Origin of the sequence: Mesorhizobium sp. BR115XR7A (assembly GCF_020165315.1) — a bacterium.
In the GTDB taxonomy this organism is placed as follows: Bacteria; Pseudomonadota; Alphaproteobacteria; order Rhizobiales; family Rhizobiaceae; genus Mesorhizobium; species Mesorhizobium australicum.
On sequence record NZ_JAIUHW010000015.1, the window covers coordinates 23,166 to 46,342 of the forward strand.

Sequence of the window (23,177 nt, forward strand, 5' to 3'; positions counted from 1 at the left end):
GCTGCTGTCAGGTTTCGCGGCCAAGGTCCTCGACATCGGAATCGGCCGATGGAGAAAATAAGATGAAGACCTTGATCCTGACCGCGCTGGTTATGGCTTTTGCCAGACCGGCCTTCGCCGCCGACAAATGCGATGTGCCGACCGGCCAGTGGCAGCCGCGCGAAGCCTTGCAGAAGAAGCTTGAAAGCGAAGGCTGGAAGGTTCGCAGCATCAAGACGGAACACGGCTGCTATGAAGCCAAGGCACTTGACGCCAATGGCAAGAAGCTGGAAGCCGTCTTCAATCCCAAGACGCTGGAGTCGGTCGGTGCCGATTCCGATGACGGTTGACGGCCATGAACGCCACTGTTTCGACACGAGAAACCTCGGCCGAGTCGACACGAGAGGCCTCGGTCGAGGTCTGGAGCCCCTACGTCCGCCTCTTTCACTGGTCGCTGGTCCTTTGCGTCGCGGTGGCGTGGCTTTCTTTAGGCGAAATCATGAAGGTGCATGAACTGGCCGGCTACAGTGCCGGGGTTCTGATTGCCTCGCGTTTGATCGCCGGTCTGGCGGGGTCGGGATACACGCGCTTCCGTCAGTTTGTGCGTGGACCGCGCGTGGTGAGTTCTTATCTCGCCGACGTGGCGCATGGCGATGAAAAACGCTATCTCGGCCACAACCCCGCCGGCGGTGCCATGGTGCTGGCGCTTCTGGCTTGCGTGGCAGGAATTGCGCTCACCGGCTGGATGCAGACCACCGATGCCTGGTGGGGCGTGGCCTGGGTCGAGGATACGCACAAGATCCTGGGCAATGGTGTACTGGTGCTGATTGGACTTCATGTCGGCGGCGTGCTGCTCGCCAGTCTGCGTCATCATGAAAATCTGGTTCGCGCCATGATCACCGGCCGTAAACGCGCGGCCTCGCCGCAAGACGTTGGCTGACCGCGGAGAGCGGAAATGCAAGGGCACCGCAGCGACGCGACGCCCTTGCCGTTCGATCACGATGACAGGGCCAGCGCCACCCGTCCGTCCTGATCGACCCGTCTGGAAAACTCGCGCCGATATTGCGCGGGTGATGTCCTTAGCCGCGCGGCGAAATGTTGGCGCAAGGAAGTTGCGCTGCCGAAGCCGGCCTCGAAGGCGACCATGTCCATTGGCTTGTCCGTCGTCTCCAGCAGCCTCTGCGCCAGCGCGATGCGCTGGTCGGCCAGCCAGTCGCCGAAGCTGGTACCTGTCGTCTTGTGGAAACGGCGGGTAAAGGTGCGGCGGGTGAGACCGGCCGCGTCAGCGACGCTATCGAGACCGTGCGGTTCGCCTAATGTCGCGCGCACCTTGTCGAGAGCCTGGGTAAAGCGGTCGGCGGCCGGGCTCGGCGCTACCGGGCGTTCGATGAACTGCGCCTGTCCGCCCTGCCGGTGCGGTGAAAGCACGATGTGCCGGGCGAGCCGCAGTGCCGCCTCGGCGCCATAGCGGGCGCGCACGATGTGCAGGCAGCAGTCGAGCCCGGCGGCGACGCCGGCGGAGGTGATGATGTCGCCGCCGTCAACGTAGAGCACGTCCGCATCGACCGAAATGTCGGGATGGAGAGCCTGCAACTGATCCGTATAGGCCCAATGCGTGGTCGCCTTCCGTCCCGAAAGCAGGCCGACGGCGGCGAGGGCAAAGGTGCCGAGGCAGAGGCCCACGATCAGCGCGCCGCGCCGGTGGGCGCGGCCGAGCGCTTCCTCGAGCGGTTTGGTCAGAGGCGCTCCGAGATCCTTCCAGCTCGGGATGATGACGATATCGGCGTCTTCGAGCGCGGCAAGCCCGTGCGGGACCAGGATGCTCAATCCGGCGTCGGTCTGGATCAGCCCTTCCTCTACGCTGCAGACGCGGAAGTCGAAGCGCGGCAGGCCGAGCCTGGTGCGGTCGGCGCCGAACACCAGGCACGGCACGGAGAGATGGAACGGGCTGATGCCGTCGAAGGCGAGGACGGCGATGATGGGAGCGGTCATGGGGCGTTTCCAGTGTGAAGGAGGATTGTCCCAATTCTTTCGTATGATGGCGCCTCGGTCAGCAGGCTATCTTCGGTCCATCGCATTCAAGCTTGAAAGGAAACATCATGTCTGCCCCAGCCAACACCGCGCCGCGCCGCGCGCTGATCGTCGTCGACGTCCAGAATGACTATGACGGCGGCAACCTGGCGATCCAGTATCCGCCGTTCCGCGACAGCGTCGTCAACGTGACGCGTGCCATGGATGCCGCATCGGCAGCAGGCATCAAGGTCGTGGTCGTCAAGCAGATGGCGCCCGAGACGTCGCCGATCTTCGCCCGGGGCAGCCATGGCGGCGAACTGCATCCCGAGATCGCCAGGCGCGGCCGCGACCATTATGTCGAGAAGAACTTGCCAAGCGCCTTCACCGGTACCGACCTCGAGGACTGGTTGCGCGCCAACGCCATCGATACGATCGCGGTCGTCGGCTACATGACGCATAATTGCGACCTGTCGACCATCATCCATGCCGTGCATATGGGCTTCGCGGTCGAGTTCCTGTCCGACGCGACCGGTTCGGTGCCTTACGCCAACAGCGCCGGTTACGCCTCGGCCGAGGAGATCCATCGCGTGGTGAGCATCATCCTTCAGTCGCGCTTCGCCGCGGTGCTCAAGACCGCCGAATGGATCGACTGCCTGGAGACCGGCGCGCTGCCGGAACGCGACACGATCCATGCGTCCAACCAGCGGGCGCTGTCGCGCAGCGCCGCGTAGGACGATCCGCAAACGAGAAGGGCGCCGCGGCGATGCGGCGCCCTTCTTGTTCTTGTCAAGATGAAGATCAGAACAGGCCTTCGATCTGGCCGGCCTCGTTGAGGAAGATCTTTTCCGACGACGGCTTGCTCGGCAGGCCAGGCATGGTCATGACCTCGCCGCAGATGATGACGACGAAGCCGGCGCCGGCGGACAGCCTGACCTCGCGCACCGGCACGGTGTGGCCGGTCGGCGCGCCGCGCAGGTTCGGGTCGGTCGAGAACGAGTACTGTGTCTTGGCCATGCAGACCGGAAGGTTGCCGTAACCAGCATCCTCCCAGGCCTTCAACTGGTCGCGCACCGATTTGTCAGCGATGGCTTCCGAGCCGCGATAGATGCGCTGAACGATGGTGTTTATTTTCTCGAACAGCGGCATGGAGTCGGGATAGAGTGGCGCGAACTGCGAGGCGCCGGATTCGGCGAGCGCCACCACCTTGTTGGCAAGCTCCTCGATGCCGGCGGAGCCGTTGGCCCAGTGCTTGCACAGGATCGCTTCCTCGCCCATCGAGGCGACATAGTCCTTGAGCGCCTGGATCTCGGCGTCGGTGTCGGAATAGAAGTGGTTGATGGCAACGACCGCCGGGACGCCGAACTGCCTGATGTTCTCGATGTGGCGTCCAAGGTTCGGGCAGCCCTTCCTGACGGCTTCGACATTCTCCTTGCCAAGGTCTTCCTTCTTGACGCCGCCATTCATCTTCATGGCGCGCACGGTGGCGACGATGACGGTGGCTGCCGGCTTCAGTCCGGCCTTGCGGCACTTGATGTCGAAGAACTTTTCGGCACCTAGATCAGCACCAAAACCGGCTTCGGTGACGACGTAGTCGGCAAGCTTGAGCGCCGTCGTGGTGGCGACGACCGAGTTGCAGCCATGCGCGATGTTGGCGAACGGGCCGCCATGCACGAAGGCCGGGTTGTTCTCCAGCGTCTGCACCAGATTGGGCTGCATGGCGTCCTTGAGCAGGACGGCCATGGCGCCATCGGCCTTGAGGTCGCGGGCATAGACCGCCGACTTGTCGCGGCGATAGGCGACGATGATGTCGCCGAGGCGTTTTTCCAGATCCTTCAGGTCGGTGGCGAGGCAGAGGATCGCCATCACTTCCGAGGCGACGGTGATGTCGAAGCCGGCTTCGCGCGGAAAGCCGTTGGCGACGCCGCCGAGCGAGCAGATGATCTCGCGCAGCGCCCGGTCGTTCATGTCCATGACGCGGCGCCACACCACACGGCGGGTGTCGATGCCGAGTTCATTGCCCCAGTAGATGTGGTTGTCGATCAGGGCCGACAAAAGGTTGTGCGCCGTGGTGATGGCGTGGAAGTCGCCGGTGAAGTGGAGGTTCATGTCCTCCATCGGCACGACCTGCGCGTAACCGCCGCCGGCGGCACCGCCCTTGACGCCGAAATTCGGGCCGAGCGAGGCTTCGCGGATGCAGACGATCGCCTTCTTGCCGACGCGGTTGAGGCCATCACCGAGGCCGACGGTGGTGGTGGTCTTGCCCTCGCCGGCCGGGGTCGGGTTGATGGCGGTGACGAGGATCAGCTTGCCGTCCTTGTTGCCCTTCACCGACTTGATGAACTCGGCCGAAATCTTGGCCTTGTCGTGGCCGTAGGGCAGCAGATGTTCGGTCGGGATGCCGATCTTCTGGCCGATCTCCTGGATCTGCTTTTTCCTGGCGCCACGCGCGATCTCGATGTCGGACTTCACTTCGGCCATGACGGCGTTCCTCTGGATTGGACGGTGGAGGGGACGGGGTTGATCTTACTCGCAAGAAGGGTGGAGCCGGGCGCGCGGGGCATCTAACCCTGTCGCTGCGGCGGCGTCAACTTTCATGCAACTATGTTTCCTATAGAGAAAATTCCTCTGCGGCGGGCCGACCTATTCCCGGTTCTTTATGGCTCCGCTTGCCGCGCCGTATAGAAGCCAGAGCAGGGGCGCTTCCGCCGTCTCAAAACAGCCGCACAATGCACGGAATGCGACAGACGCGACGACGCAAATCCGCCATCGCGAGTGTTGCTGTGGGACAGCGCTACTGCGTCAGCACGTTGCTGATTTCAACCATGTTCGAGCGCACCCGAAGCACGTAGAAGCCCATCGTCGTCAGATGGGTGGGCAGCAGCCAGCCGTCCTCGCGGCCATTGGCGATGATGAAGGGCTGGATGCGCAGGGCCGACACGAACTGCGCGTCCATCGTATCCCACAGGCTCTGCAGGTGCTTTTCCTTGATGACGTCCTCGAAGTCGGCCTGGGCGCCCTTCATCAGGCCGTAATAGGCATAGAGCTGGCCATAGGCGAACCAGTAGCGGTCGTCGGCGCGGGTGTCGAACCAGCCATTGTTGTGGTTCTCGGCACGCTCCTTGAGGATGGCGGAGGTCGAGCCGATGTCACTGGCGATGCGATCGATATACTGCTTCAGATTGTCGGCGCGGGCATCGAAAGTGGCCTGGCAGGTGGCGAGCCGGGCATTGAACGAACGCAGCTTGCGCACGGCGTCGCGATAGTAGCTCGGCGTCGGTGTCTTCGGTCCAAACGGGCTCACGCCGAAATACCAGGTATACTCGTCGAACTGCAGATTGCCACGCGCGTCCTGCAGGTCGGCATCGATCTGCGAGGTGGTGCGCACGCGGCCGAGATTGTCGGCAAGCTCGGTCGCCGTGCGTCGCACCGCCTGGTTGATGCCGCGCTGGAAAGAGGCCTTGTTGTCCATCCACGGGGTGTTGTCCCAGTCGATGCCGAACAGGCCGAGCTTGTAGAGGATCATCGACGAGATCCAGGCATTCTGGTTGACGTTGAAGTCAGTCAGGTCCGCCGCCACCTGGGCGATGCCGGAGTTGCCGCAAGTCTTGGCCGTGTCGGTGCCGGCGCCGGCGGCCACCTGTTCACCGGCGGAAACGTTGCGCTTTTCGAACGTGTAGGTGTCCGGGTAGTTCGGGTTGAACCTGTTCCACCACTGGGTGGCGTAGAAGAAGTTGGCGTAAAGGCCGATCAGCACCAGCAAGGCCAGGCCGACGACGGCCTTCAGGATCCAGCCGCGCTGCGTGTACCAGCGGCCGGCCCACAAGAAGGGCCACAGGATCACGCCGATCAGAAGGCCGATGCCGCGGCCGATCCACTGGAACAGCTTGACGAAGAAGTTCACGATCGGGTCGAGCATGGCTGTATCACCCCCTCAGCACGATGCCAAAAAGTTGCAGACTTTTTGGATAACATCGTGCACCAAAACAACAAGTTAGAACGGAATGACGGTTCATATCGTTCTAGTCGGTCAGGCCGTAGAGGCGTGTGCGAAACGCCACCTTTTCCTTCAAATATGTGGTTTTCAGAACGTCCACAACATGCGATCGCCAGGCTTCGCTGAAGCCGTCATAGTCCTTGTAGAAGCCGTCCTTGTTGAAGATATAGCGCGACACGAAGTCAGACGGCACGAAATCCGAGATCAGCCGGTTGGTCAGCCAGGCGTCGGGATGATCCGGCTTGGCGCGGACCACCAGGAAGCGCTGTTGCGGGAAGACGTCCTCGATCTTGAGGTGGCCGAGCTGGGCGATCTCGCGCTTGGCGGCGTTGAGGAAGGGAAAATTGCCGTCCCTGGTGATCAGGTCGGCATGGCTCTGGATCCAGGTCTGCAGCCAGACCTTGTCGACATCGGTCAAATTGCGGTTCGGCTCGGCGTCGCGGATCAGCGCGCGCACCACCATTTCGGCGCGGTGCTCCAGATAGCCCGAGGTTTCGATCCACGAGGCGCGCGGCAGTTCGATGCGGCCGGTGGCGGCCAGGAATTTGAACACCTTGTCGGCGTCCTTGATGGAGAGATAGCTCACCTGCCAGGGCCGCGAGCGGCGGAAACCTGGAGCCGCCGGATCGCTGATCACCGTCGTCATGTCGGGATCGACGAACACGTAGAGGCCGCCGAAATGGCTGGTCCAGTAGGCGTTGTGGCGGAAGATCACCTGGTCGGGCACCAGCGCGTTCTCCCTGATGTCGCCGCAGACCTTGGCGAGTTCCACCATGCGGGTCAGCATGGCATTGTCGCGCCAGGCGTCGGGCTCCTGCTTCAGCCGGTCGACGAGCTTGCCGAGCTCGGCCGCCTTGCCCAGCACGTCCTCGGCCGACAGCACCTTGAACTCGACCTGGCTGATCGACAGCAGGTCCTCGATGTCGTTGACCTTGGGAACGGAATCCTCCATCTCGCCGTAGATCACGTCCTTGATGGTCAGCGCGTCTATGGCGCGCTGGTTCCTGGACATGAATTCGAACATCAGCTGCGAGGTGTTCGAGAAGGCCGTGTGCACCACCGGCAGGTCGATCTGCGACGGCGTCAGGATGATGAAGCGGCGGTTGACCTCGTTGGGATCCAGATAATCGTAGTCGCCACACTCCTCGGCCACTTCGGGCGAAAAGCCGGTGCGGTCGATCTGGAAACTCTTCAGCTTTGTCGGCTTGAGACCGAAAGCCGCCAGCGCCTTGTTGTAGCGCTGGATGAGATGCGGCTCGTCGACCGTGAGCAGCCGGCCGTAGATGAGTTCGTTGTCGCGCAGGAGATCGGGTTTTTTGCTCATCTTGCCTTCTCCCCGTTCACGGGGAGAAGGTGCCCGAAGGGCGGATGAGGGGCGGCGCAAACGCTCATCATCTCGTCTCCAAGATTGAAGGCAGAAACTTCGCGTCGATGCCAATCATCTTCTTGTTCAGCCGACCATCCACGGCCGCAACGATGGTCTCCAATACGCTCTTTCGGCCGCTCAAAACATCAGCGTGCCAAATCCTCAATACCGACCAACCATTAGCGTTCATCGTTTCGTCCCTGTAGCGATCCCGGGATCCACCTGCATGCTGGCTGCCATCGACCTCCACGACCAGATTAGCCTCACGACAGGCAAAGTCGGCGAAATAGGGCCCGATGGGCAGTTGGCGAATGAATTTGTGGCCATTCAATCGTCGCCCACGCAGTTCATGCCAGAGCTTTTCCTCGGCATCGTTCTCGATTTTCCGAAGCTCGCGGGCTCTTGCCACCTTGGGCTCGTTTCCACCACGCATGGCGCTGCCCCTCATCCGCCCTTCGGGCACCTTCTCCCCGTGAACGGGGAGAAGGAAGAAGAGCTCGCCTCACGCATTCCACAGACCCTTCTTCTTCATCTCCTCCATCTCACGCGCCGCGCGTTCGCGCAGCCTTGCGTCGCGCAGCAGCTTCTCCACCGCGGCATCGTCGGATTTGTCGGAATAGCGGAACTCGGAATCGGCGTAGCGGTTGATCTCCTGCATGACCATGTCCATCGAGAACGGCCCGCGCAATTCCTCGATCATCGCTTTCTTGTCGTCGTAGCTCTTGTGCATGAAGGCTTCCGGCTTTTCGAACCAGTCGTCGGGAAGCTCGATGTCCATGGCACGCATCTTGATGGCGTCGGTGACGTTCTTGATGGCGCGGCCGGTGAAGCGCGGCTCGGCGTCCTTGATCAGGTGCAGGTAGGTGCCGATGTCGGCCATGGTCTTGGGCGCGCCATTTTCCTTCATATAGCGCTCGTAGACCCGCACCAGTCCGTCCTCCCGCGGCTTTTCATGCTCTTCATAGGCTTCGGTCACGGCGCGCTGGATCTCCTGCGCGGCGTAGAGTTCGTGCTTGCCCAGGGGGATTTCGTGGTTCTTGCCGGCGAGCAGCACGAAAATGTCGATATAGTCATCGCGGGTCTGCGGCCCGTCGACCAGCCAGCGGGCGCCGGCGCGCTGGCGCAGCGCATCGTCGACATTTTCGGGATAGTTGGAAAACATGCCGAACGAGCAATTGCCACGCACCACGGTGGCAGCACCGGCGAAGGCGTCCATCAGCACGCCGGTGATCTCCTGCTGGCCGGCCGATGCGCGGTCGTCGGAACGGCGGGCGGCCACCTGGTCGATGTCGTCGATGGTGCCGAAGCCGATGACGCGCGGGTTCAACACATTGTTGATGAACTGGCGGCAGTTCTGGCCAGACTTGCCTTGGTAGGACGAAATCTGGTCGACGCCGAAATTTTCATAGGCAAAGGGATAGCCGGCGACCTGGCAATAGCCGTTGACAAGGCCGGCGATCATCTGGATCAGCGTCGTCTTGCCGGTGCCGGGCGCGCCGTCGCCGATGAAGGTGAACAGGAAGCCGCCGAGCTCGACCAACGGGTTCAGTTCACGCTCGAAATCATAGGCCATCAGCATCTTGGCGAGCTTGACGGACTGGTATTTGGCGATGTGGTTGCCGACGACCTCTTCCGGTTTCTTGAAGGTCATCACCAGCGGCTTGGAGCGCTTGCCCGGCGCCACGTCGAAGCCGTCGAGGGTGAAGTCGTCGGCGTCGATGCGGATATGGGCGTTCTCGAACGGGCCGATGCCGTCGAAGCGGCTTTTGCGCGCCAAAAGCCCGTCGATGGCGACGCGGGCGAAGGCGCGCGCCCTGGTCGTCAGGTCGCCGTCGTCCGTCGAGCCCGCTATCGCCTTGTCGAGGCCGGCCAGGATCGATTTCACGGCATCCTGGGGCGTGTCGAACAGGAAGTCCGGCTCGGGGATATCGTTCGGCGCCTCGCCGTCGCCGTCGATGAGCTGGAACAGATACGAGGCGAGGCTGAAGGCCGAAATATAGGCCGAAGCCGACAGCAGTTTCTTGAAGGTGGACGCCTCGTCGCCTTCGAGCGGCGCGCGGGTGTTCCTGGCCTGCAGGCTTTCGAGATCGGAGCCTTCGGCGAAGACGTCCGATACCGCCAGCGCGATCGCCGTGCCGCGGCGGGCGCGAAAGAGCAGCGTGTGCTGCGGGATGGTCAGCAACTGGTCGTCGGGATGAACGGCGCCGACCGTCTTCGACAGCTCGACCTCGCGGGTGCGGCGCACCTGACCGACCGAGACGGTGGAGACGAAGCGGCGGTTGGTGCCGGCCAATGCCGTACCGGATTCGCGCGATGGATCCTCCAGCACGACGATGCGGGTGATGAAGCTCTGCGCGGTGGCCCGGTGTTTTTCGATAGCCGCTTCCGGGATGGTGGTCAGGCCGGTGTCCATGAAGGGTGCTCCGCGGTGTGACGGTCAGACGTCTGAGATGACCTGCCCATTCGACAGGATGTGAACCTTGTAGCCGCCAAAGATCTTCTGTGCTTCGCCGGCCGCGTAAAGCGCCTGGTAGGCTTCGTGCGGGATCAGCGCGTGGTTTTCGTAGCTCGACACGCCCTGGCGGGCGGCTTCCAGGTCGTCGGTGTTGATGAAGAATTCCTGCGTCGTCTTCTCGCTGGAGAACAGGCCCTTGCGGCCGGGCTTCTCGCCCTTGGAATAGACTTCCTGGATGGTCCAGGTCAAAAGCCAGGCATTTTCGGGCTTGCGCACCTTGGCCAGCACTTCCGTCACCGTCGAGTTGTTGTCGGTGATGCCTGCCGAGTAGAAGGGGCCAAGCACCACCCGCCTCAGCTGCTTGGGGTGCAATGGCTCGAAATCCTTGTCGAGATTGACCGCGATGGTCGCCGGCGACAGCGTATAGGCCGAATTCTTCTCGGTGAAATCGTCGAAGCGGTGGGCAAGCTCGGGGTTGAGCAGGCCGTCGACGGGCAGCGGAATGTCGACCTTGTCGTTGAGCTTGCCGCTCCGGTCGACAAGCTGGCGGACCATGCTTTCCGAGGAATCCTCCACCGTCACCATATAGACCAGAGGCAGGTTGGCGCTGCCGTCGAAGCTTGCCCAGTGGACGAGGTAATAAGGCCGCGCCGTCTTCGGATTGACCGACACCTTGGCCGTCTGCGCCAGCGTGAACGGACCGAAGGTCTGCTCGCTCTTGACGTCTTCGAGATAGAGCCGCTCGGCCATCGATTTCTGCAGCGCCTCGGGAAACTCCTTGTGGCGCAGGATGAAGTCGGCCATCTCCTCGCGCAGCTCGCCGGCCTGGGGGATGTTGGCGAGCCGCGCGTCGGCCTGCAGGCGGTCGTTTTCCAGTTCAAGCAGGTTCTGGAACACCGGGTAGCCGCTCTCGGCGCGCGAAATGCGGAACGTGTCCATGAAGCCCAGCCGGTTGCGCCAGCAGGAAAAGGACTTGTCGAGCCGAGCGATGTACTCGGCAACGATCTTGGCGACGATGCCGTGTCGGTAAAGCGGCGAGCGGTCGTCGCGCATGAACACTTCAAGGCCGCTGAGCGCGGCCGTGATTGCCGAGAAATACCGCGCCGCGGCGTCGTTTTCGGGGGTCATGCTGTCAGTCCTGGGATTGTCGCACCGATGCGCGCGGCAATTATGACTGCACGTAGTTGGCCGAATTGTGCTTCTTCAGCACCTCGTCGAAGCGGCGGGCAAAGGCATCGTCGGCCAGCTTCTTGCGGCGCTGGATGTCGGCGCTGGCGACCATGTTCTTCTCGTGCATCTCCAGGAGATCGCCGATGTGCTTCTGCGAGGCGGCGCCGATGCCGGCCATGGTTTCCTCGGCCGTGTTGTCGACCTGGCTGCCCAGCGTGTTGATCTTGTGGGCGACGTCCTGCTGGGCGGCGGTCTTCAGCGAGTCCTCGAGCGCCTTGTAGAGCACGATGCGCTGTTCGGTATCGATGGTCAGCTTGTTGATCAGCGTCGACTGCGCGGCGATCTGGTTGTTGAGCGAATCGACGAAGGTCTGGAACATCGAAGTATAGCGCTCCAGCGTCTGGCTTTCGGCCAGCAGCTCCTGCTCCTTCGCCTGCTTTTCATTGTATTCGGTGGCGAGCTTGGAACGCTCGCCCTCGAGCTGCGTGCGGTCTTTCTGGCTGGTCGAGGCGGCGATCCTGTTTTCGATGTCGAGCAGCATCGGGTTGAGCTCCTCGATGCGCTTCTGCACGGTTTCGAGGTTGGTCATGGTGATCTTGCGGCGCTCGATAACCTGCGACAGGCTGGCCTCGGAGGTCTTGTAGCGCTGGTCGAGAATTTCCTTCTGCGCCTTCAATATGCCGACGATGGTATCGGACTTGGCCAGCAGCTCCTGCAGGTTGCCGGCGAGCGACATGTTGCGGACGCGATCGGTGCGCATGCGCTGCTTGCGCTGTGCCGAAAAAACGCCGACGAAGTTTTCCCAGCCGGTATAGTTCTTCATGCTCTCGAACTCGGCGCCGAAGACGTTGGTGGCGTCCTCCAGCCCGATGATCAGGTCGGCGATGTTGCCTTCCATCACCTTCTGCTGCTTCAGTACATCCTCGATGCGGGCGTTCTCGATGTCGAAATTGGCGTCGCCGATCTTCTTGTCGGCGGTTGCGAGCGTGTCGAGCACGGTGCCGGATTGCTCGATCTTGGTGCGCATGTCCTGGACGACCTGCTTGGTCTTGGCAATTTCGGCATCGAAATTCTGCAATGTCGCCATAGGGGCCTCCCGCTTCGGCTTCCGCTCGCTGGTTGCGAACAGCGGCGAATATATGTGGGGTATCAGGGGATTGAAAGACGTGAAGACAGTGCATGGCGCGAAAACAAATATCCGGCCGAACCCTTGAAAGCCAATGGAGCCGTGGTCATGGCGTGATCAACTGGCAGGCCAAGCCTTGTTCAGCTGATTTTGAACTTTGATGCCGGCAAAGCAATCAATCCACGCGGAAGCGAATGGCTCCTAAACTCGACAACAACTGGCCATTTGCAGCCCCACCGGCGGCACAAGTCGGCCCGTCCGACGACGAACGGCGTCTGCTCAGGGTTTGGGGTCGGCCTTCAGATAGGCGATGACGTTGGCGATGTCGTCGTCATTGCTGAGGCCGCCAAGGGCCATCCTGTTGCCGGGCACCTTCAGCTTGGGCGATCTGAGGTATTCGGCAAGATTTGCCTCGTCCCAGACGAGGCCGGCAGCACCCGCGCTCTTCATGGCGTCCGAATAATGGCCGAGGAAGCTTTCGGCGGTTCCCGCCTTGCGGCCGACGACGCCCATCAGATGCGGGCCGACCTTGTCGCGGTCGGACGCCGCCTCATGGCAGGCCATGCATCGGTTGAAAACATGTTTACCCAGCACAGGATCGCCCCCGGCCCGGGCGGTAACGGAGGTGGCAAGCAAAAGAAGGCTGGCGGACAAGACGGCTCGAAGCATGGCTGACCCCGGGAGGCTCTGGCTGAGGGTGGGAAAATAGGGCGCTGGCCTTAACAGAGGCACCATAGAACGGCGCGGCCGACAAGAGGTGGCAGCCAGCTACCCACGCCGACGCCCCAGCGAGCCACATTCAGCGGCTGATGAAGCCGATGAAGTCGTCAGGTGCCGCGCGGCCCATTTCCTCTTCCCAATGCCGGCGGCAGAGCGAGACGTAGACGTCCTTGCCGATCGCCACCTGTTCGCCCTGCCTGGCCACCTTGCCGTCGGGACCGAGGCGCACGACCATCGTCGCCTTGCGGCCGCAGCGGCAGATCGTGCGCACTTCGCGCAGATCGTCGGCGATCGCCAGCAGCGCGCGCGAGCCGGGAAACAGCTTTCCCTGGAAATCGGTGCGCAGGCCATAGCACATGACCGGGATGTTGAGCCGGTCGGCGATGCGGGCAAGCTGCCAGACCTGCTCCTCCTCCAGGAACTGCGCCTCGTCGACAAAGATGCAATGCACCGCCGTGTGCTGGTGATGCTCGGCGACGCGGGCGAACAGGTCGTCGCCGTCGCGGAACATCTCGGCTTCCGTTTCCAGCCCGATGCGCGACGAGATCAGGCCGGTGTCACCCTTGCGGTAGTGGCCGGCGACGAACAGCATCGTCGTCATGCCGCGCTCGCGGTAATTGTACGACGCCTGCAACAGCATGGTCGTCTTGCCGGCATTCATCGTCGCGTAGTGGAAGTAAAGCTTGGCCATGCCGCTCTTTTAAGCCGACTTGCCAGGCCTCGGGGAGGGGCCGGCGCCGCATTCCCCTGAAAAAGCCGCCATTGCCGAGGCAGATTGCGCTTGGGCTCGGCGCGGAAAGCGTCAGCTGTGTCGCTGATGGGCCAGCCAGCGCCGTTGATCGTGATTGTCTTAGCGCTTGAAACCACTCCAGAATGGTGTTTGGCTGACGAAACAAGGCGGGCACAAAAACCGTAACTTCGCTTCGCCAAAGAATCGAAATGGGAGAATACAGATGTCGCGCATGAATTCCTTCGTCGCCGGCCTGGGCCTGGCGGCTTTCCTGTCCACGAGCGCCGCCTTCGCCGGCGATCCGGCAAGCTGCAAGGCGGTTCGCCTCTCCGATGTCGGCTGGACCGACATCCAGGCCACCACCGGGCTGGCCTCGGTACTGCTCACCGCGCTCGGCTACGAGCCGCAGGTGATCCAGCTCTCGGTTCCGGTGACCTATGCGTCGCTGAAGAACAAGGACCTCGACGTCTTCCTCGGCAACTGGATGCCGTCGATGACCAATGACATCAAGGATTATACGGCCGACGGTTCGGTCGAGACCGTCAGCCAGAACCTGGCCGGCGCCGGTTACGGCATCGTCGTGCCGACCTATGTCGCGGATGCCGGCGTCAAGTCGCTGACCGACCTCGGCAAGTTCAAGGACAAGTTCAACGGCAAGATCTACGGCATCGAGGCCGGCAATGACGGCAATCGCATCATCCTCGACATGATCAAGAACCCGAAGGACAATCTCGACGGGTTCGAGCTGGTCGAATCCTCGGAGGCCGGCATGCTGACGCAGGCCGAGCAGTCGATGAAGAGCAATGAGTGGATCGCCTTCCTCGGCTGGACGCCGCATCCGGTGATGGGCGCCATGAAGATCACCTATCTCGACGGCATGGGCGACAGCGGTTTCGGCGCGGCCACCGTCTCGACCAATGTGCGCAAGGGCTACATGAGCGAGTGCCCGAATGTCGGCAAGTTCATCGCCAACCTGAAGTTCAATCTGGATATGGAAGGCCAGATGATGGACGCCATCCTGAAGGGCAGCGATGCCAACAAGGTGGCAACCGACTGGTTGAAGAAAAACCCGGATGCGGTCAAGCCGTGGATCGCCGGCGTGACCACCTTCGACGGCGGCGACGCTGCGGCAGCGGTCAAGACCGCGCTCGGAAGCTGAGCCGACTTTGATTTCGGCGTGACCGAAACAGAGGGCAGTCTTTGTGGAAAAGGCTGCCCTTTTTCGTATCCTGTGACAAGATGACGTCGCGACAGTACGGGGCCGAAGGCAGAGCTCTGGCAAACGAGGGGTGAGATGGATCCGATTTCCAAGTTCATGGTCGATCACAAGATCCCGATCGGCGCCTGGGGAAAGGCGTTCTTCGGTTTCCTTACCGACAATTTCGACACCGTCTTCAGGGCGTTCTCGAATGGCCTCAATTTTCTGCTCGACGGGCTGGTCAACATCCTGCTGATGGTGCCGCCGGTGCTGCTCGCTTTGGTGATTGCCGTCATCGCCTGGCTGCCGCAGCGTTCGCGCCCGCTCGCCATTGGCGTTTTCATCGGGCTGATCTTCATCATCAACCAGAACCTTTGGAAACAGACGGTGCAGACGCTGGTGCTGGTTGTCGCGGCGGCGGCGGCGGCGATGGCGATCGGCGTGCCGCTCGGCATCTGGGCCGCGCACAAGCCGAAGGTTTATCGCATCATGCTGCCGGTGCTCGACCTGATGCAGACGCTGCCGACCTTCGTCTACCTGATCCCGGTGCTGACGCTGTTCGGTCTTGGCAATGCGCCCGGCCTGATCGTCACCATCATCTTCGTCATCCCGACCGCGGTCCGGCTCACCCATCTCGGCGTCGTCTCGGTACCGAAGTCGATCATCGAGGCCGGCGAGGCCTTCGGCGCCACCAAGAGCCAGCTGTTGTGGAAGGTCGAGCTGCCCTCGGCGCTGCCGACCATCATGGCGGGTCTGACGCAGTCGATCATGCTGTCGCTGTCGATGGTGGTGTTCGCGGCCCTGATCGGCGCCGGCGGGCTCGGTACGGAAATCAACCGGGCGCTCGGTTCGCGCCGCATCGATCTGGGCCTTGAGGCCGGTCTCGCCATCGTCGTGCTCGCCATCGTGCTCGACCGGATGACCCGCATTGGCGTTGGAGGCAAGAAATGACCGTCGCCGTCGATTTCAGGAATGTCGATATCGTCTTCGGCGCCGACCAGGCCGGCTCGCTGGCGATGATCGACAAGGGCGCCACCCGGGCCGAAATCCTCGAGAAGACCGGCAATGTGCTCGGCTGCGCCGGCGCCAGCCTCACCGTGCATGAAGGCGAGATCTCGGTGCTGATGGGCCTGTCCGGTTCGGGCAAGTCGACGCTGCTTCGCGCGGTCAACCGGCTCAACGTGGTGTCGCGCGGCCAGGTGCTGGTGAAGGACGGTGACCGCACGGTCGATGTCGTCACCTGCGACGAGCCGACCCTGCGGCGGCTGCGCCAGAAGCAGGTGGCAATGGTGTTCCAGCAGTTCGGCCTGCTGCCATGGCGCACGGTGGAGGAGAATGTCGGGCTCGGCCTCGAACTCGCCGGCGTGCCGGACGCCGAGCGCAAGGAGCGGGTGCATCGCCAGCTCAAGCTGGTCAATCTCGACCAATGGTCGAACAAATACGCCCATGAGCTGTCGGGCGGCATGCAGCAGCGCGTCGGCCTGGCGCGTGCCTTCGCCACCGAGGCGCCTATCCTGTTGATGGACGAGCCGTTCTCGGCCCTCGACCCGCTGATCCGCACCAAGCTGCAGGACGAACTTCTGCAGCTGCAGGCGGAATTGAAGAAGACCATCATCTTCGTCAGCCACGATCTCGAGGAGGCGCTGAAGATCGGCAGCCACATCACTATCATGGAGGGCGGCCGTATCGTCCAGACCGGCGCGCCGGAAGACATCGTGCTGCGCCCCGCCAACGATTATGTCCGCGACTTCATCGCCAATGTGAACCCGCTCTCGGTGCTGACCGCCTGGAACGTGATGCGCGACCGCCGCGATCTCGAACAGGGCAAGGACGGCTGGGTGTGGCTCGACCGGCGCAAGACGACGCGCTTCAAGATCGACGAGCACGGGCTGGTGGCGGCGGCCGAGCGCGACGGCAAGCCGGCCGTATGGGTGTCCTGCGCCGATGTCGAGGGCCAGCCGGAGGAGTTGGCGCAAGTGTTCTGGGCCAATCCCGGCACCTCGCTGAAGACCGTGATGCTGGCCATGCACCGGTCGCAGACCGCACCCGTGGCGCTGTTCGACGACCAGTCGCGCTTCGTCGGCGCGATCGGCATCCGCGACGTGCTGAGCGCGGTGCTGCGGCGCTGATGCATGTCGCCCAAAAGTGACCTCGGTTTTGGGAAGGCGACATGCACAAAAACGAAGACTGAAGCGCGGCGCCTGATCCGCTTCGGCGCGACGCGCTTTAGGCGGCTATGTCCTAAGCCGCCATCGGCAGGCGCAACTCGGTCAGCAGGCCGCCGTCTGGATGGTTGGACAGGCGCACTTCGCCGCCCGCCGCGCGCGCGATGTTGCGGGCAATGGTCAGCCCCAGCCCGAGACCGCCGGTCTGGCGGTTGCGGGACTGTTCGAGACGCACGAAGGAGCCGAAGACGGCGTCGATCTGTGCCTGGGGAATGCCCGGTCCCTCGTCACGGATGGCGAGCGTGATCGTGCCGTCTAAGCGGCTGAGGCTGAGATGCGCCTGCTTGCCGTAGGTGACGGCGTTCTGCACCAGATTGGTGACGCAGCGCTTGAGGGCCACCGGCCGCGCCATGCAGATCAGGCCGCGCTGGCGGACGTCGTCATTGTCGAAGGAAACCGTCTCGTAGCTGTCGGCGACCGATTCGACGAGCGACCAGAAATCGATCCGTTCGGCCTTCTCTTCCGTGACCTCGAATTTGGCGAAGTCTATCACGGAACTCGCGATGCTTTCGATGTCGGCGAGATCGTGGGCGAGCGCCTGGCGCGCCGGTGATCTGCGCAACAGCTCCAGGCGCAGGCGCATCCTGGTCATCGGCGTGCGCAGGTCGTGCGCGAGGGCCGCCGCCAGGTGCTCACGATCCTCGACATATTCGCGCAGCCTCGCCTGCATGGCGTTGATCGCCTTGGCGGCGGCGCGTACCTCGCGGCTGCCGCTCTCGGCGATCGGCGGGCTCTTGAGGTCGTTGCCAATCCGGTTTACGGCGGTTTCCATCATCCGGTAGGGCGCGGTCAGCCGGCGCAGCGACCAGATCGACATGATCACCACCAGCCCCGCGATCAGCGAATAGAGCGGCAGGCTATCGACGCTCAGGATCGGGCCGACGGGCGTGATCGGTTCGGTGAAATTCAGCCATTGGCCGTCGGCGAAGCGCAGCGAAGCCGTCAGCTTGTCGCTCTGGGCGAAATCGGCGGCCAGCACCAGAAGATCCCGCTCCACCTGGCCGATCTCGGGTCCCGGTGCCGCGCCGCCGGCATCGTCGGCTTCGCGCGTCGCCGGATCGCGCCGCACGCGCGCGTCGGTGATACCGAACTTGGACAATCGGCCGACGAGAATGTCCTCGAGTTCGGCCAGTTCGTCGTCGCCGGCGATCGAGGAGGTGACGGCGGGCGTGTCCGAGACGGTGAGCGCGTAGGTGGAGTTGAACAGCCCGGTCGCCGTCGCCTTGCGCTCCTCCGGCGTGGCGTCGTGCATCAGCTGCACGAGCGAGAAGGCGCGGTCGTTGAGGCGGTAGAGGTCGACCACGTCGTTGGCGGCGGCGCGGTCGCGCGATACGATATAAAGCGTCGCGACCTGACTGATCAGCAGGCCGGCAATGACGATCAGCAGCACCCAGACAGGCAAGGTCTGCGGCAGGAAACGTCTCATTCGGATGTCGTCTCGGGCAGGAACTGGTAGCCGCCGCTGCGCACGGTGAGGATCAGTTTGGGCGTCTTGGGATCATCTTCCATCTTGCGCCGCAGCCTGGAGACAAGGATGTCGATGCTGCGGTCGAAGGAATAGTCGCTGTCGCCGCCGGACAGTTCGATGAGCTGATCGCGGGTCAGCACGCGCTGGGCGCTCTTGACGAAGGTCTGCAGGAGGTTGAACTCAGCCATGGTCAGTTCGACCCTGACGTCGTCGGGCGCGGTCAGCCGCCGCCGCGAGCAGTCCATCGTCCAGCCGGCGAAGTGGTAAATCTGCTTGGTGGTGGCGCGCTTGGGCTCGGCGGCGCCATTGCGCCGCAGCACGGCGCGGATGCGGGCCAGCAATTCGCGCGGGTCGAAGGGTTTGGGCACATAGTCGTCGGCGCCCATCTCGAGCCCGACGACGCGGTCGGTCGTCTCGGTGACGGCGGTCAGCATGATGATCGGCGTCGTATACTGGGCGCGGATGTCGCGGCACAGTTCCAGCCCGCTCCTGCCGGGCAGCATCACGTCAAGCACGATCAGATCCACCTGCGTGCGGCGCAGGATGGTTTCCATCTCGGTGCCGTCGGCGGCAACCGAGGTGTGCAGACCCCGCTTCTGGAAGAACTCCTGAAGCAGGTCGCGAATGCCCTTGTCGTCGTCGACGATCAGTATGTGTGTCTCGGATTTCACAGCTGCCCTGTCTGGTTTGCGAGCCACGCCATTTTTGGCTCGTGAGCCACACGATAGAATTCGGGCCGTATGTTGGCCAGTGCCTTGCTTTTCAAGGAAAAATGAATTCCGCCGTCTCCACATGAAGCAACGGCCAGCTTGGCGTGGCCTGGCCAGACACAATTCAGAAACAAAATTCTACAATCGGGAAAAACTCCTGAAAAGGTAGGCCGGCATAACGGTGCCGTGGCGGTCAGGTCATCGGCTGCGACGCTAGTCTCCGGGTTCACGGATAAACCGATGCCAAGATTGTCGATCAGTTTGTTGGGAGTTTTGCTGGGCCTTGGCCTGCTCACTGCCGCTGTCGACCAATCAGACGCAAAGGCGCCGCTGACCCGGAGCGAACGGTGCGCCAATCTCAGCCACCAATTTGATGAAGCCCTCGAAACCCATGCCACGGCAACGCAGGTCACCGCGGCAAAGGCACTTCAGAGAAAGGGTAACCGGTACTGCGCCGCCAAGAAACAGGCGCAGGGCATCCGGATGCTCGCCAATGCTTTGAAGCTGCTTGGAGTGACACCGAACGACCCGGTCCAGTGACACTCAAAACGACCCGCACAAAAAAGGAAAACGAAGCCATGAAAAAATCCCTCCTGTCCGCCCTTGGTCTCGCCGTCGCTCTCGCCTTCTCGATGCCCGTTCTCGGCAACGCTGCCGCGACCACGACCGCTGCCCCGGCCGCTGCCACCACGACCACCGCTCCGGCTGCCGCCGCGACGACCACTGCTCCGGCCAAGGCTGCTCCGAAGAAGGTCGCCAAGAAGACCGTTTGCAAGGTGACCAAGAAGCACAAGTGCCCGGTCAAGAAGGCCCCCGCGATGGCGGCCCCCGCGATGGCGGCTCCCGCGAAGGCGGCCCCTGCGAAGGCTGCTCCCAAGAAGCCCTGATCAGCTTCGAGGTTAGTTCTAGCAAGGCCGCCCCAGCCGCAAACCGGCTGGGGCGGCCTTCTGCCAAGGGCATGGTCGATGAGCTGAACGCCGGCGGCTTCCAGCCACGCATCTCGATCGTGCTTAACCCGTTTGCAATGCCGGTCCTGTAGGACAATCCGCATGAAGAAGCGGCTTTCGTCCATTTTTCGCTCCATGGTGATCGGCGGCCTGGTTGCCACCGGCGTCGCCAGGGTGCTGATTCTGCTCACCGCCAGCCCCGTGCCGGACCCTGCAAGCGGGCGCACCGAGCCTTCGCTGTTCGCACCGGCGATTTCCAGCAACTGGGATTACATCACGCCGGTGCAGGCATGGCTTTTGATCGTGCTCGCCGGCGTGACGCTGATCTGTGTTGCCGGATGGCCGATCGCGGCGTGGCTGGAACGCCGGGCGGATGCCGACCCAACGCGCCGCGTCTTCGGCCGTCAGGGCCGTTGAACCGCGACCGACAATTCCCCACATGATCCCGGAGGACCGGGCCCGCCCGCCGACGGTCCGTAAATGGACGATCATTGCCGCCCGCGGCAAAATGCGGACTTAAGCTGATCGCGAAAACAGTCGGTTCGAATGCCTGAAATCACCACAAAACCGCGCACCAAGGTCAAGCCGCAGACAGAGCGGCCGAAGCTCTACAAGGTCATCCTCGTCAACGACGATTTCACGCCGCGCGAATTCGTGGTCACGGTGCTGAAGGGCGAGTTCAAGCTCTCGGAGGACCAGGCGCACCGGGTCATGATCACCGCGCACCAGCGTGGCGTCTGCGTGGTCGCGGTCTTCACCAGGGATGTCGCCGAGACCAAGGCGACGCGGGCGACCGACGCCGGCAAGGCCAAGGGCTACCCACTGCTGTTCACGACGGAACCGGAGGAGTGAGGAGGGGCTCGTCATAGCCTTGGTTTCGACGATTGGCGAAACCACTCGCGACAGCGTCGCTCTCCACGTCACTACACGGGGAGAAAGTAGGAGCGCACCGCTCTATCGTCCCTCGCGGTACCACATCGAACCCATCGCCAGGAGCAACAGGCCCAGGCCAAGGAAGCCGCCGAACAGCGGCACGCGCGACACGGCCTTGAGCACACTGTCGTCGGTGGTGCGCAGGCCGATCCAGTCGCTGCCCGACGCCTCGCCGGCCGAGCGCACCGGCACGATGGAAGGCAGCGACACGTCGCTGCCCGCGGCAGACGCCAACCGGCGCACGCTGCCGCCGGTGGCTTCCGCCGGCGCCTTCAGCCGCTCCTGCGTGGAGACGACGTCGGCGAATTCCGGAGCGTTGACCGGTCCGACATGGGCAAGCGCGGTGAGATCGCCATTGGCGACCTGGAAGAGTCCGATCTCGCTGGTCTGGATGCTGCCGAGGAAGACGCCGGGCTCGGACTTGTCGAGCTTGACGGCGAGCGTCTTGCCGGAGCGGGTGATGATCTGCGCCGGGCCGGGATCGTCGGCCATGGTCTGGCGGCGGATCTCCAGCACCATGCCGCGTCCCTCGGCGGTCAGCCGCTCTTCCTCGAGCTCGGGCTCCTTCATCAGCCAGTGGGCGATGCGCCGGTAGAGCTGGACATGCGGGCCGCCGCCCTCGAAGCCGCGCGCCCACAGCCAGCCCTGGTCGGACAGAAGCATGCCGACGCGGCCTTCGCCCTTGCGGTCGAGCAGGAGCAGCGGCCGGTTGTCGGCGCCCTTCATCACCACTTCACCCTGCGGATTCTGCACGCCGATGGTGCGGAACCAGCGGCTCCAGTGCGGCGGCTCGGTGGCCGAACCGTCGAGGCCGCGCGTCACCGGATGACGCTGACCGAGTTCGGTGAGGCGGGGATAAAAGGCCTTGTCGACAACCTCGCCGGTCGGCATGGCCGGCAGCGCCGACATCAGCGGCGTGCGTGCGATCGAAGCCTCGCCGGCATATTCGGGACCGGCGGCGATCAGCAGCGCGCCGCCCTTTTCGACATATTCGGAGATGTAGTCGTAGTAGAGGATCGGCAGCACGTCGCGGTGCTGGTAGCGGTCGAAAATGATGAGGTCGAAATCCTTGATCTTTTCGACAAACAGCTCGCGGGTCGGGAAGGCAATCAGCGACAATTCGTTGATCGGCGTGCCGTCCTGCTTCTCCGGCGGCCGCAGGATGGTGAAATGGACGAGATCGACCGAGGCGTCGGATTTCAACAGATTGCGCCAGGTTCGCTCGCCCGCATGCGGTTCGCCCGAAACGAGCAGAACGCGCAGGTTCTCGCGGATGCCGTCGACCAGCGCGATGGCGCGGTTGTTGGTGTCGGTCAGTTCGCCCGGCTCACGGTCGATGGCAAGTTCGATGATGTTGCGGCCAGCACCCGGGATTGTCACCTGCAGCGGCATGGCCTGGCCGACCGTGGCATGCTCGACCGAAACCTGCTCGCCATTGACCGAGACCCGCACATCGACCGGTCCGGTCTCGTTTTCGGTCGAGATGACGCGATAGCTCATGTCGAGCGGTTTGCCGACGATACCGAAACGCGGCGCGTTCTCGAAACGTATACGGCGGTCCTTCTCATGGTCGTTGCCGGTGATCAGGGCATGCAGGGGGGCGTTGAACTCGGGCGTGCCCGACGGCGTGTCATGCACCTCGCCGTCGGTGACCATGATGGCGCCGCCGATGCGCGAGGGCGGCACGTCGCGGAAGGCGCCTTCCAGCGCTCCGAACAGCCGCGTTTCCGTGCGCTCCTCGGCGGCGTCGGATTTGCCGGCCTCGACGACACGGACGTCGAACTGCTTGAAGCGGCCAAGACGCTGCTGCAACCCGGCCACGGCCTCGTCGGTCTGCCTGGTACGGTCGCCAATGTCCTGGCTCTGGCTGCGGTCGACGACCAGCGCGACCACGCTTTTCAGCGGCTCGCGCTCCTCGTTGAGGAATACGGGGTTGAAGAGGGCGGCGGCGAGCGCGAGCAGGGCGACCAGGCGCAGGACCGAGCCGCGCTGGCGAAACCACAGGCCGACGAGCGCCAGCAGCGCCAACGGTACCAGCACCAGGGCCAGCAGCGGCCAGGATAGAAGCGGTTCGAAGGAGATCGACCAGTTCATGCTTCATCCTCTCCGTTGTGGAGAGAGTTGACCCGCCGTGGAGAGTAAG

The 23,177-nt window shown here is 63.1% G+C and carries 23 protein-coding genes; 10 read left to right on the forward strand and 13 right to left on the reverse strand.

Features of this window, described 5'->3' with window-relative positions; all coding sequences use genetic code 11:
* The first annotated feature begins 62 nt into the window (after nt 1-62).
* Complete coding sequence (locus tag LB557_RS26540) at nt 63-329, forward strand: PepSY domain-containing protein (RefSeq protein WP_140665146.1); 267 nt, start codon at nt 63-65, stop codon at nt 327-329.
* 5 nt (nt 330-334) lie between these two features.
* On the forward strand, nt 335-919 hold the full coding sequence (locus tag LB557_RS26545) for a cytochrome b/b6 domain-containing protein (RefSeq protein ID WP_224643127.1): 585 nt from the start codon (nt 335-337) through the stop codon (nt 917-919).
* A 56-nt stretch (nt 920-975) separates the two neighbouring features.
* On the opposite strand, the gene LB557_RS26550 is transcribed toward LB557_RS26545, so the two are convergent.
* Entirely contained in the window at nt 976-1,971 is a 996-nt protein-coding gene (locus tag LB557_RS26550; protein WP_224643126.1) for a helix-turn-helix domain-containing protein, read from the reverse strand.
* 107 nt (nt 1,972-2,078) lie between these two features.
* Between LB557_RS26550 and LB557_RS26555 the strand changes: the two genes are divergently transcribed.
* Nucleotides 2,079-2,723, forward strand: coding sequence for a cysteine hydrolase family protein (locus tag LB557_RS26555; RefSeq protein ID WP_140665139.1), 645 nt, complete (start codon nt 2,079-2,081; stop codon nt 2,721-2,723).
* A 67-nt stretch (nt 2,724-2,790) separates the two neighbouring features.
* Here the strand turns inward: LB557_RS26555 and LB557_RS26560 are convergent, their stop codons facing one another.
* The 9 genes from LB557_RS26560 to LB557_RS26600 form a co-directional block, all read right to left on the reverse strand.
* On the reverse strand, nt 2,791-4,470 hold the full coding sequence (locus LB557_RS26560; protein WP_015316036.1) for a formate--tetrahydrofolate ligase: 1,680 nt from the start codon (nt 4,468-4,470) through the stop codon (nt 2,791-2,793).
* A 313-nt stretch (nt 4,471-4,783) separates the two neighbouring features.
* Nucleotides 4,784-5,908 (reverse strand): DUF2333 family protein, encoded by a 1,125-nt coding sequence (locus tag LB557_RS26565; RefSeq protein WP_015316037.1) that lies wholly within the window; start codon nt 5,906-5,908, stop codon nt 4,784-4,786.
* A 103-nt stretch (nt 5,909-6,011) separates the two neighbouring features.
* Nucleotides 6,012-7,310 (reverse strand): DUF6638 family protein, encoded by a 1,299-nt coding sequence (locus LB557_RS26570; RefSeq protein WP_224643125.1) that lies wholly within the window; start codon nt 7,308-7,310, stop codon nt 6,012-6,014.
* A gap of 67 nt (nt 7,311-7,377) precedes the next feature.
* Nucleotides 7,378-7,785, reverse strand: a complete 408-nt coding sequence (locus LB557_RS26575) for an endonuclease domain-containing protein (RefSeq protein WP_015316039.1) — start codon at nt 7,783-7,785, stop codon at nt 7,378-7,380.
* Between the two features lie 69 nt (nt 7,786-7,854).
* The gene (locus LB557_RS26580) at nt 7,855-9,765 is read right to left on the reverse strand and encodes an AAA family ATPase (protein WP_224643124.1); all 1,911 of its coding nucleotides are present in this window, start codon (nt 9,763-9,765) and stop codon (nt 7,855-7,857) included.
* Between the two features lie 24 nt (nt 9,766-9,789).
* Nucleotides 9,790-10,935 carry a hypothetical protein gene (locus LB557_RS26585; protein ID WP_140721661.1) on the reverse strand — a complete coding sequence of 382 codons (1,146 nt, stop codon included), beginning with the start codon at nt 10,933-10,935 and terminating at the stop codon, nt 9,790-9,792.
* Between the two features lie 40 nt (nt 10,936-10,975).
* Nucleotides 10,976-12,064, reverse strand: coding sequence for a hypothetical protein (locus LB557_RS26590; RefSeq protein ID WP_140665129.1), 1,089 nt, complete (start codon nt 12,062-12,064; stop codon nt 10,976-10,978).
* A gap of 318 nt (nt 12,065-12,382) precedes the next feature.
* Nucleotides 12,383-12,772 (reverse strand): c-type cytochrome, encoded by a 390-nt coding sequence (locus LB557_RS26595; protein ID WP_224643123.1) that lies wholly within the window; start codon nt 12,770-12,772, stop codon nt 12,383-12,385.
* A gap of 130 nt (nt 12,773-12,902) precedes the next feature.
* Nucleotides 12,903-13,514 (reverse strand): thymidine kinase, encoded by a 612-nt coding sequence (locus LB557_RS26600; protein WP_140617670.1) that lies wholly within the window; start codon nt 13,512-13,514, stop codon nt 12,903-12,905.
* 262 nt (nt 13,515-13,776) lie between these two features.
* Between LB557_RS26600 and LB557_RS26605 the strand changes: the two genes are divergently transcribed.
* The 3 genes from LB557_RS26605 (at nt 13,777) to choV (ending at nt 16,880) form a co-directional block, all read left to right on the forward strand.
* Nucleotides 13,777-14,712, forward strand: a complete 936-nt coding sequence (locus LB557_RS26605) for a choline ABC transporter substrate-binding protein (RefSeq protein WP_015316045.1) — start codon at nt 13,777-13,779, stop codon at nt 14,710-14,712.
* Between the two features lie 135 nt (nt 14,713-14,847).
* Nucleotides 14,848-15,702, forward strand: coding sequence for a choline ABC transporter permease subunit (gene choW / locus LB557_RS26610; RefSeq protein ID WP_224643122.1), 855 nt, complete (start codon nt 14,848-14,850; stop codon nt 15,700-15,702).
* A complete protein-coding gene (choV, locus tag LB557_RS26615) occupies nt 15,699-16,880 on the forward strand; it encodes a choline ABC transporter ATP-binding protein (RefSeq protein ID WP_015316047.1) in 1,182 nt (393 codons plus the stop codon). The genes choW and choV overlap by 4 nt, the downstream gene beginning before the upstream one ends.
* 112 nt (nt 16,881-16,992) lie before the next feature.
* Here the strand turns inward: choV and LB557_RS26620 are convergent, their stop codons facing one another.
* Together LB557_RS26620 and LB557_RS26625 are read right to left on the reverse strand one after the other, a co-directional pair.
* Nucleotides 16,993-18,402, reverse strand: a complete 1,410-nt coding sequence (locus tag LB557_RS26620) for an ATP-binding protein (protein WP_140875385.1) — start codon at nt 18,400-18,402, stop codon at nt 16,993-16,995.
* Nucleotides 18,399-19,115 (reverse strand): response regulator, encoded by a 717-nt coding sequence (locus LB557_RS26625; protein WP_015316049.1) that lies wholly within the window; start codon nt 19,113-19,115, stop codon nt 18,399-18,401. The genes LB557_RS26620 and LB557_RS26625 overlap by 4 nt, the downstream gene beginning before the upstream one ends.
* 279 nt (nt 19,116-19,394) lie before the next feature.
* On the opposite strand from LB557_RS26625, the gene LB557_RS26630 reads away from it, so the two are divergent.
* The 4 genes from LB557_RS26630 (at nt 19,395) to clpS (ending at nt 20,953) form a co-directional block, all read left to right on the forward strand.
* Nucleotides 19,395-19,694, forward strand: a complete 300-nt coding sequence (locus tag LB557_RS26630; RefSeq protein ID WP_015316050.1) for a hypothetical protein — start codon at nt 19,395-19,397, stop codon at nt 19,692-19,694.
* Nucleotides 19,695-19,732: 38 nt separating this feature from the next.
* Nucleotides 19,733-20,041: a hypothetical protein gene (locus tag LB557_RS26635; RefSeq protein ID WP_224643121.1), complete on the forward strand. Its 309-nt coding sequence runs from the start codon at nt 19,733-19,735 to the stop codon at nt 20,039-20,041.
* 162 nt (nt 20,042-20,203) lie between these two features.
* Nucleotides 20,204-20,518 (forward strand): hypothetical protein, encoded by a 315-nt coding sequence (locus LB557_RS26640; protein WP_140665118.1) that lies wholly within the window; start codon nt 20,204-20,206, stop codon nt 20,516-20,518.
* Between the two features lie 129 nt (nt 20,519-20,647).
* Nucleotides 20,648-20,953 carry an ATP-dependent Clp protease adapter ClpS gene (clpS, locus tag LB557_RS26645; RefSeq protein ID WP_015316053.1) on the forward strand — a complete coding sequence of 102 codons (306 nt, stop codon included), beginning with the start codon at nt 20,648-20,650 and terminating at the stop codon, nt 20,951-20,953.
* A gap of 102 nt (nt 20,954-21,055) precedes the next feature.
* Here clpS and LB557_RS26650 read toward each other — a convergent pair whose 3' ends face one another.
* A complete protein-coding gene (locus LB557_RS26650; RefSeq protein WP_224643120.1) occupies nt 21,056-23,128 on the reverse strand; it encodes a hypothetical protein in 2,073 nt (690 codons plus the stop codon).
* Between the last annotated feature and the right edge of the window lie 49 nt (nt 23,129-23,177).

Excerpts from the sequence above, each read along its gene's own strand:
- LB557_RS26575 (WP_015316039.1), bottom strand. The coding sequence starts at position 7,785 with ATGCGTGGTGGAAACGAGCCCAAGGTGGCAAGAGCCCGCGAGCTTCGG.
- LB557_RS26635 (WP_224643121.1), top strand. The coding sequence starts at position 19,733 with ATGAAAAAATCCCTCCTGTCCGCCCTTGGTCTCGCCGTCGCTCTCGCC.
- choW (WP_224643122.1), top strand. The coding sequence starts at position 14,848 with ATGGATCCGATTTCCAAGTTCATGGTCGATCACAAGATCCCGATCGGC.
- LB557_RS26580 (WP_224643124.1), bottom strand. The coding sequence starts at position 9,765 with ATGGACACCGGCCTGACCACCATCCCGGAAGCGGCTATCGAAAAACAC.
- LB557_RS26560 (WP_015316036.1), bottom strand. The coding sequence starts at position 4,470 with ATGGCCGAAGTGAAGTCCGACATCGAGATCGCGCGTGGCGCCAGGAAA.
- LB557_RS26565 (WP_015316037.1), bottom strand. The coding sequence starts at position 5,908 with ATGCTCGACCCGATCGTGAACTTCTTCGTCAAGCTGTTCCAGTGGATC.
- LB557_RS26620 (WP_140875385.1), bottom strand. The coding sequence starts at position 18,402 with ATGAGACGTTTCCTGCCGCAGACCTTGCCTGTCTGGGTGCTGCTGATC.
- LB557_RS26605 (WP_015316045.1), top strand. The coding sequence starts at position 13,777 with ATGTCGCGCATGAATTCCTTCGTCGCCGGCCTGGGCCTGGCGGCTTTC.
- LB557_RS26595 (WP_224643123.1), bottom strand. The coding sequence starts at position 12,772 with ATGCTTCGAGCCGTCTTGTCCGCCAGCCTTCTTTTGCTTGCCACCTCC.
- LB557_RS26600 (WP_140617670.1), bottom strand. The coding sequence starts at position 13,514 with ATGGCCAAGCTTTACTTCCACTACGCGACGATGAATGCCGGCAAGACG.
- LB557_RS26555 (WP_140665139.1), top strand. The coding sequence starts at position 2,079 with ATGTCTGCCCCAGCCAACACCGCGCCGCGCCGCGCGCTGATCGTCGTC.
- LB557_RS26590 (WP_140665129.1), bottom strand. The coding sequence starts at position 12,064 with ATGGCGACATTGCAGAATTTCGATGCCGAAATTGCCAAGACCAAGCAG.
- LB557_RS26545 (WP_224643127.1), top strand. The coding sequence starts at position 335 with ATGAACGCCACTGTTTCGACACGAGAAACCTCGGCCGAGTCGACACGA.
- LB557_RS26540 (WP_140665146.1), top strand. The coding sequence starts at position 63 with ATGAAGACCTTGATCCTGACCGCGCTGGTTATGGCTTTTGCCAGACCG.
- clpS (WP_015316053.1), top strand. The coding sequence starts at position 20,648 with ATGCCTGAAATCACCACAAAACCGCGCACCAAGGTCAAGCCGCAGACA.
- LB557_RS26585 (WP_140721661.1), bottom strand. The coding sequence starts at position 10,935 with ATGACCCCCGAAAACGACGCCGCGGCGCGGTATTTCTCGGCAATCACG.
- choV (WP_015316047.1), top strand. The coding sequence starts at position 15,699 with ATGACCGTCGCCGTCGATTTCAGGAATGTCGATATCGTCTTCGGCGCC.
- LB557_RS26630 (WP_015316050.1), top strand. The coding sequence starts at position 19,395 with ATGCCAAGATTGTCGATCAGTTTGTTGGGAGTTTTGCTGGGCCTTGGC.
- LB557_RS26570 (WP_224643125.1), bottom strand. The coding sequence starts at position 7,310 with ATGAGCAAAAAACCCGATCTCCTGCGCGACAACGAACTCATCTACGGC.
- LB557_RS26650 (WP_224643120.1), bottom strand. The coding sequence starts at position 23,128 with ATGAACTGGTCGATCTCCTTCGAACCGCTTCTATCCTGGCCGCTGCTG.
- LB557_RS26640 (WP_140665118.1), top strand. The coding sequence starts at position 20,204 with ATGAAGAAGCGGCTTTCGTCCATTTTTCGCTCCATGGTGATCGGCGGC.
- LB557_RS26550 (WP_224643126.1), bottom strand. The coding sequence starts at position 1,971 with ATGACCGCTCCCATCATCGCCGTCCTCGCCTTCGACGGCATCAGCCCG.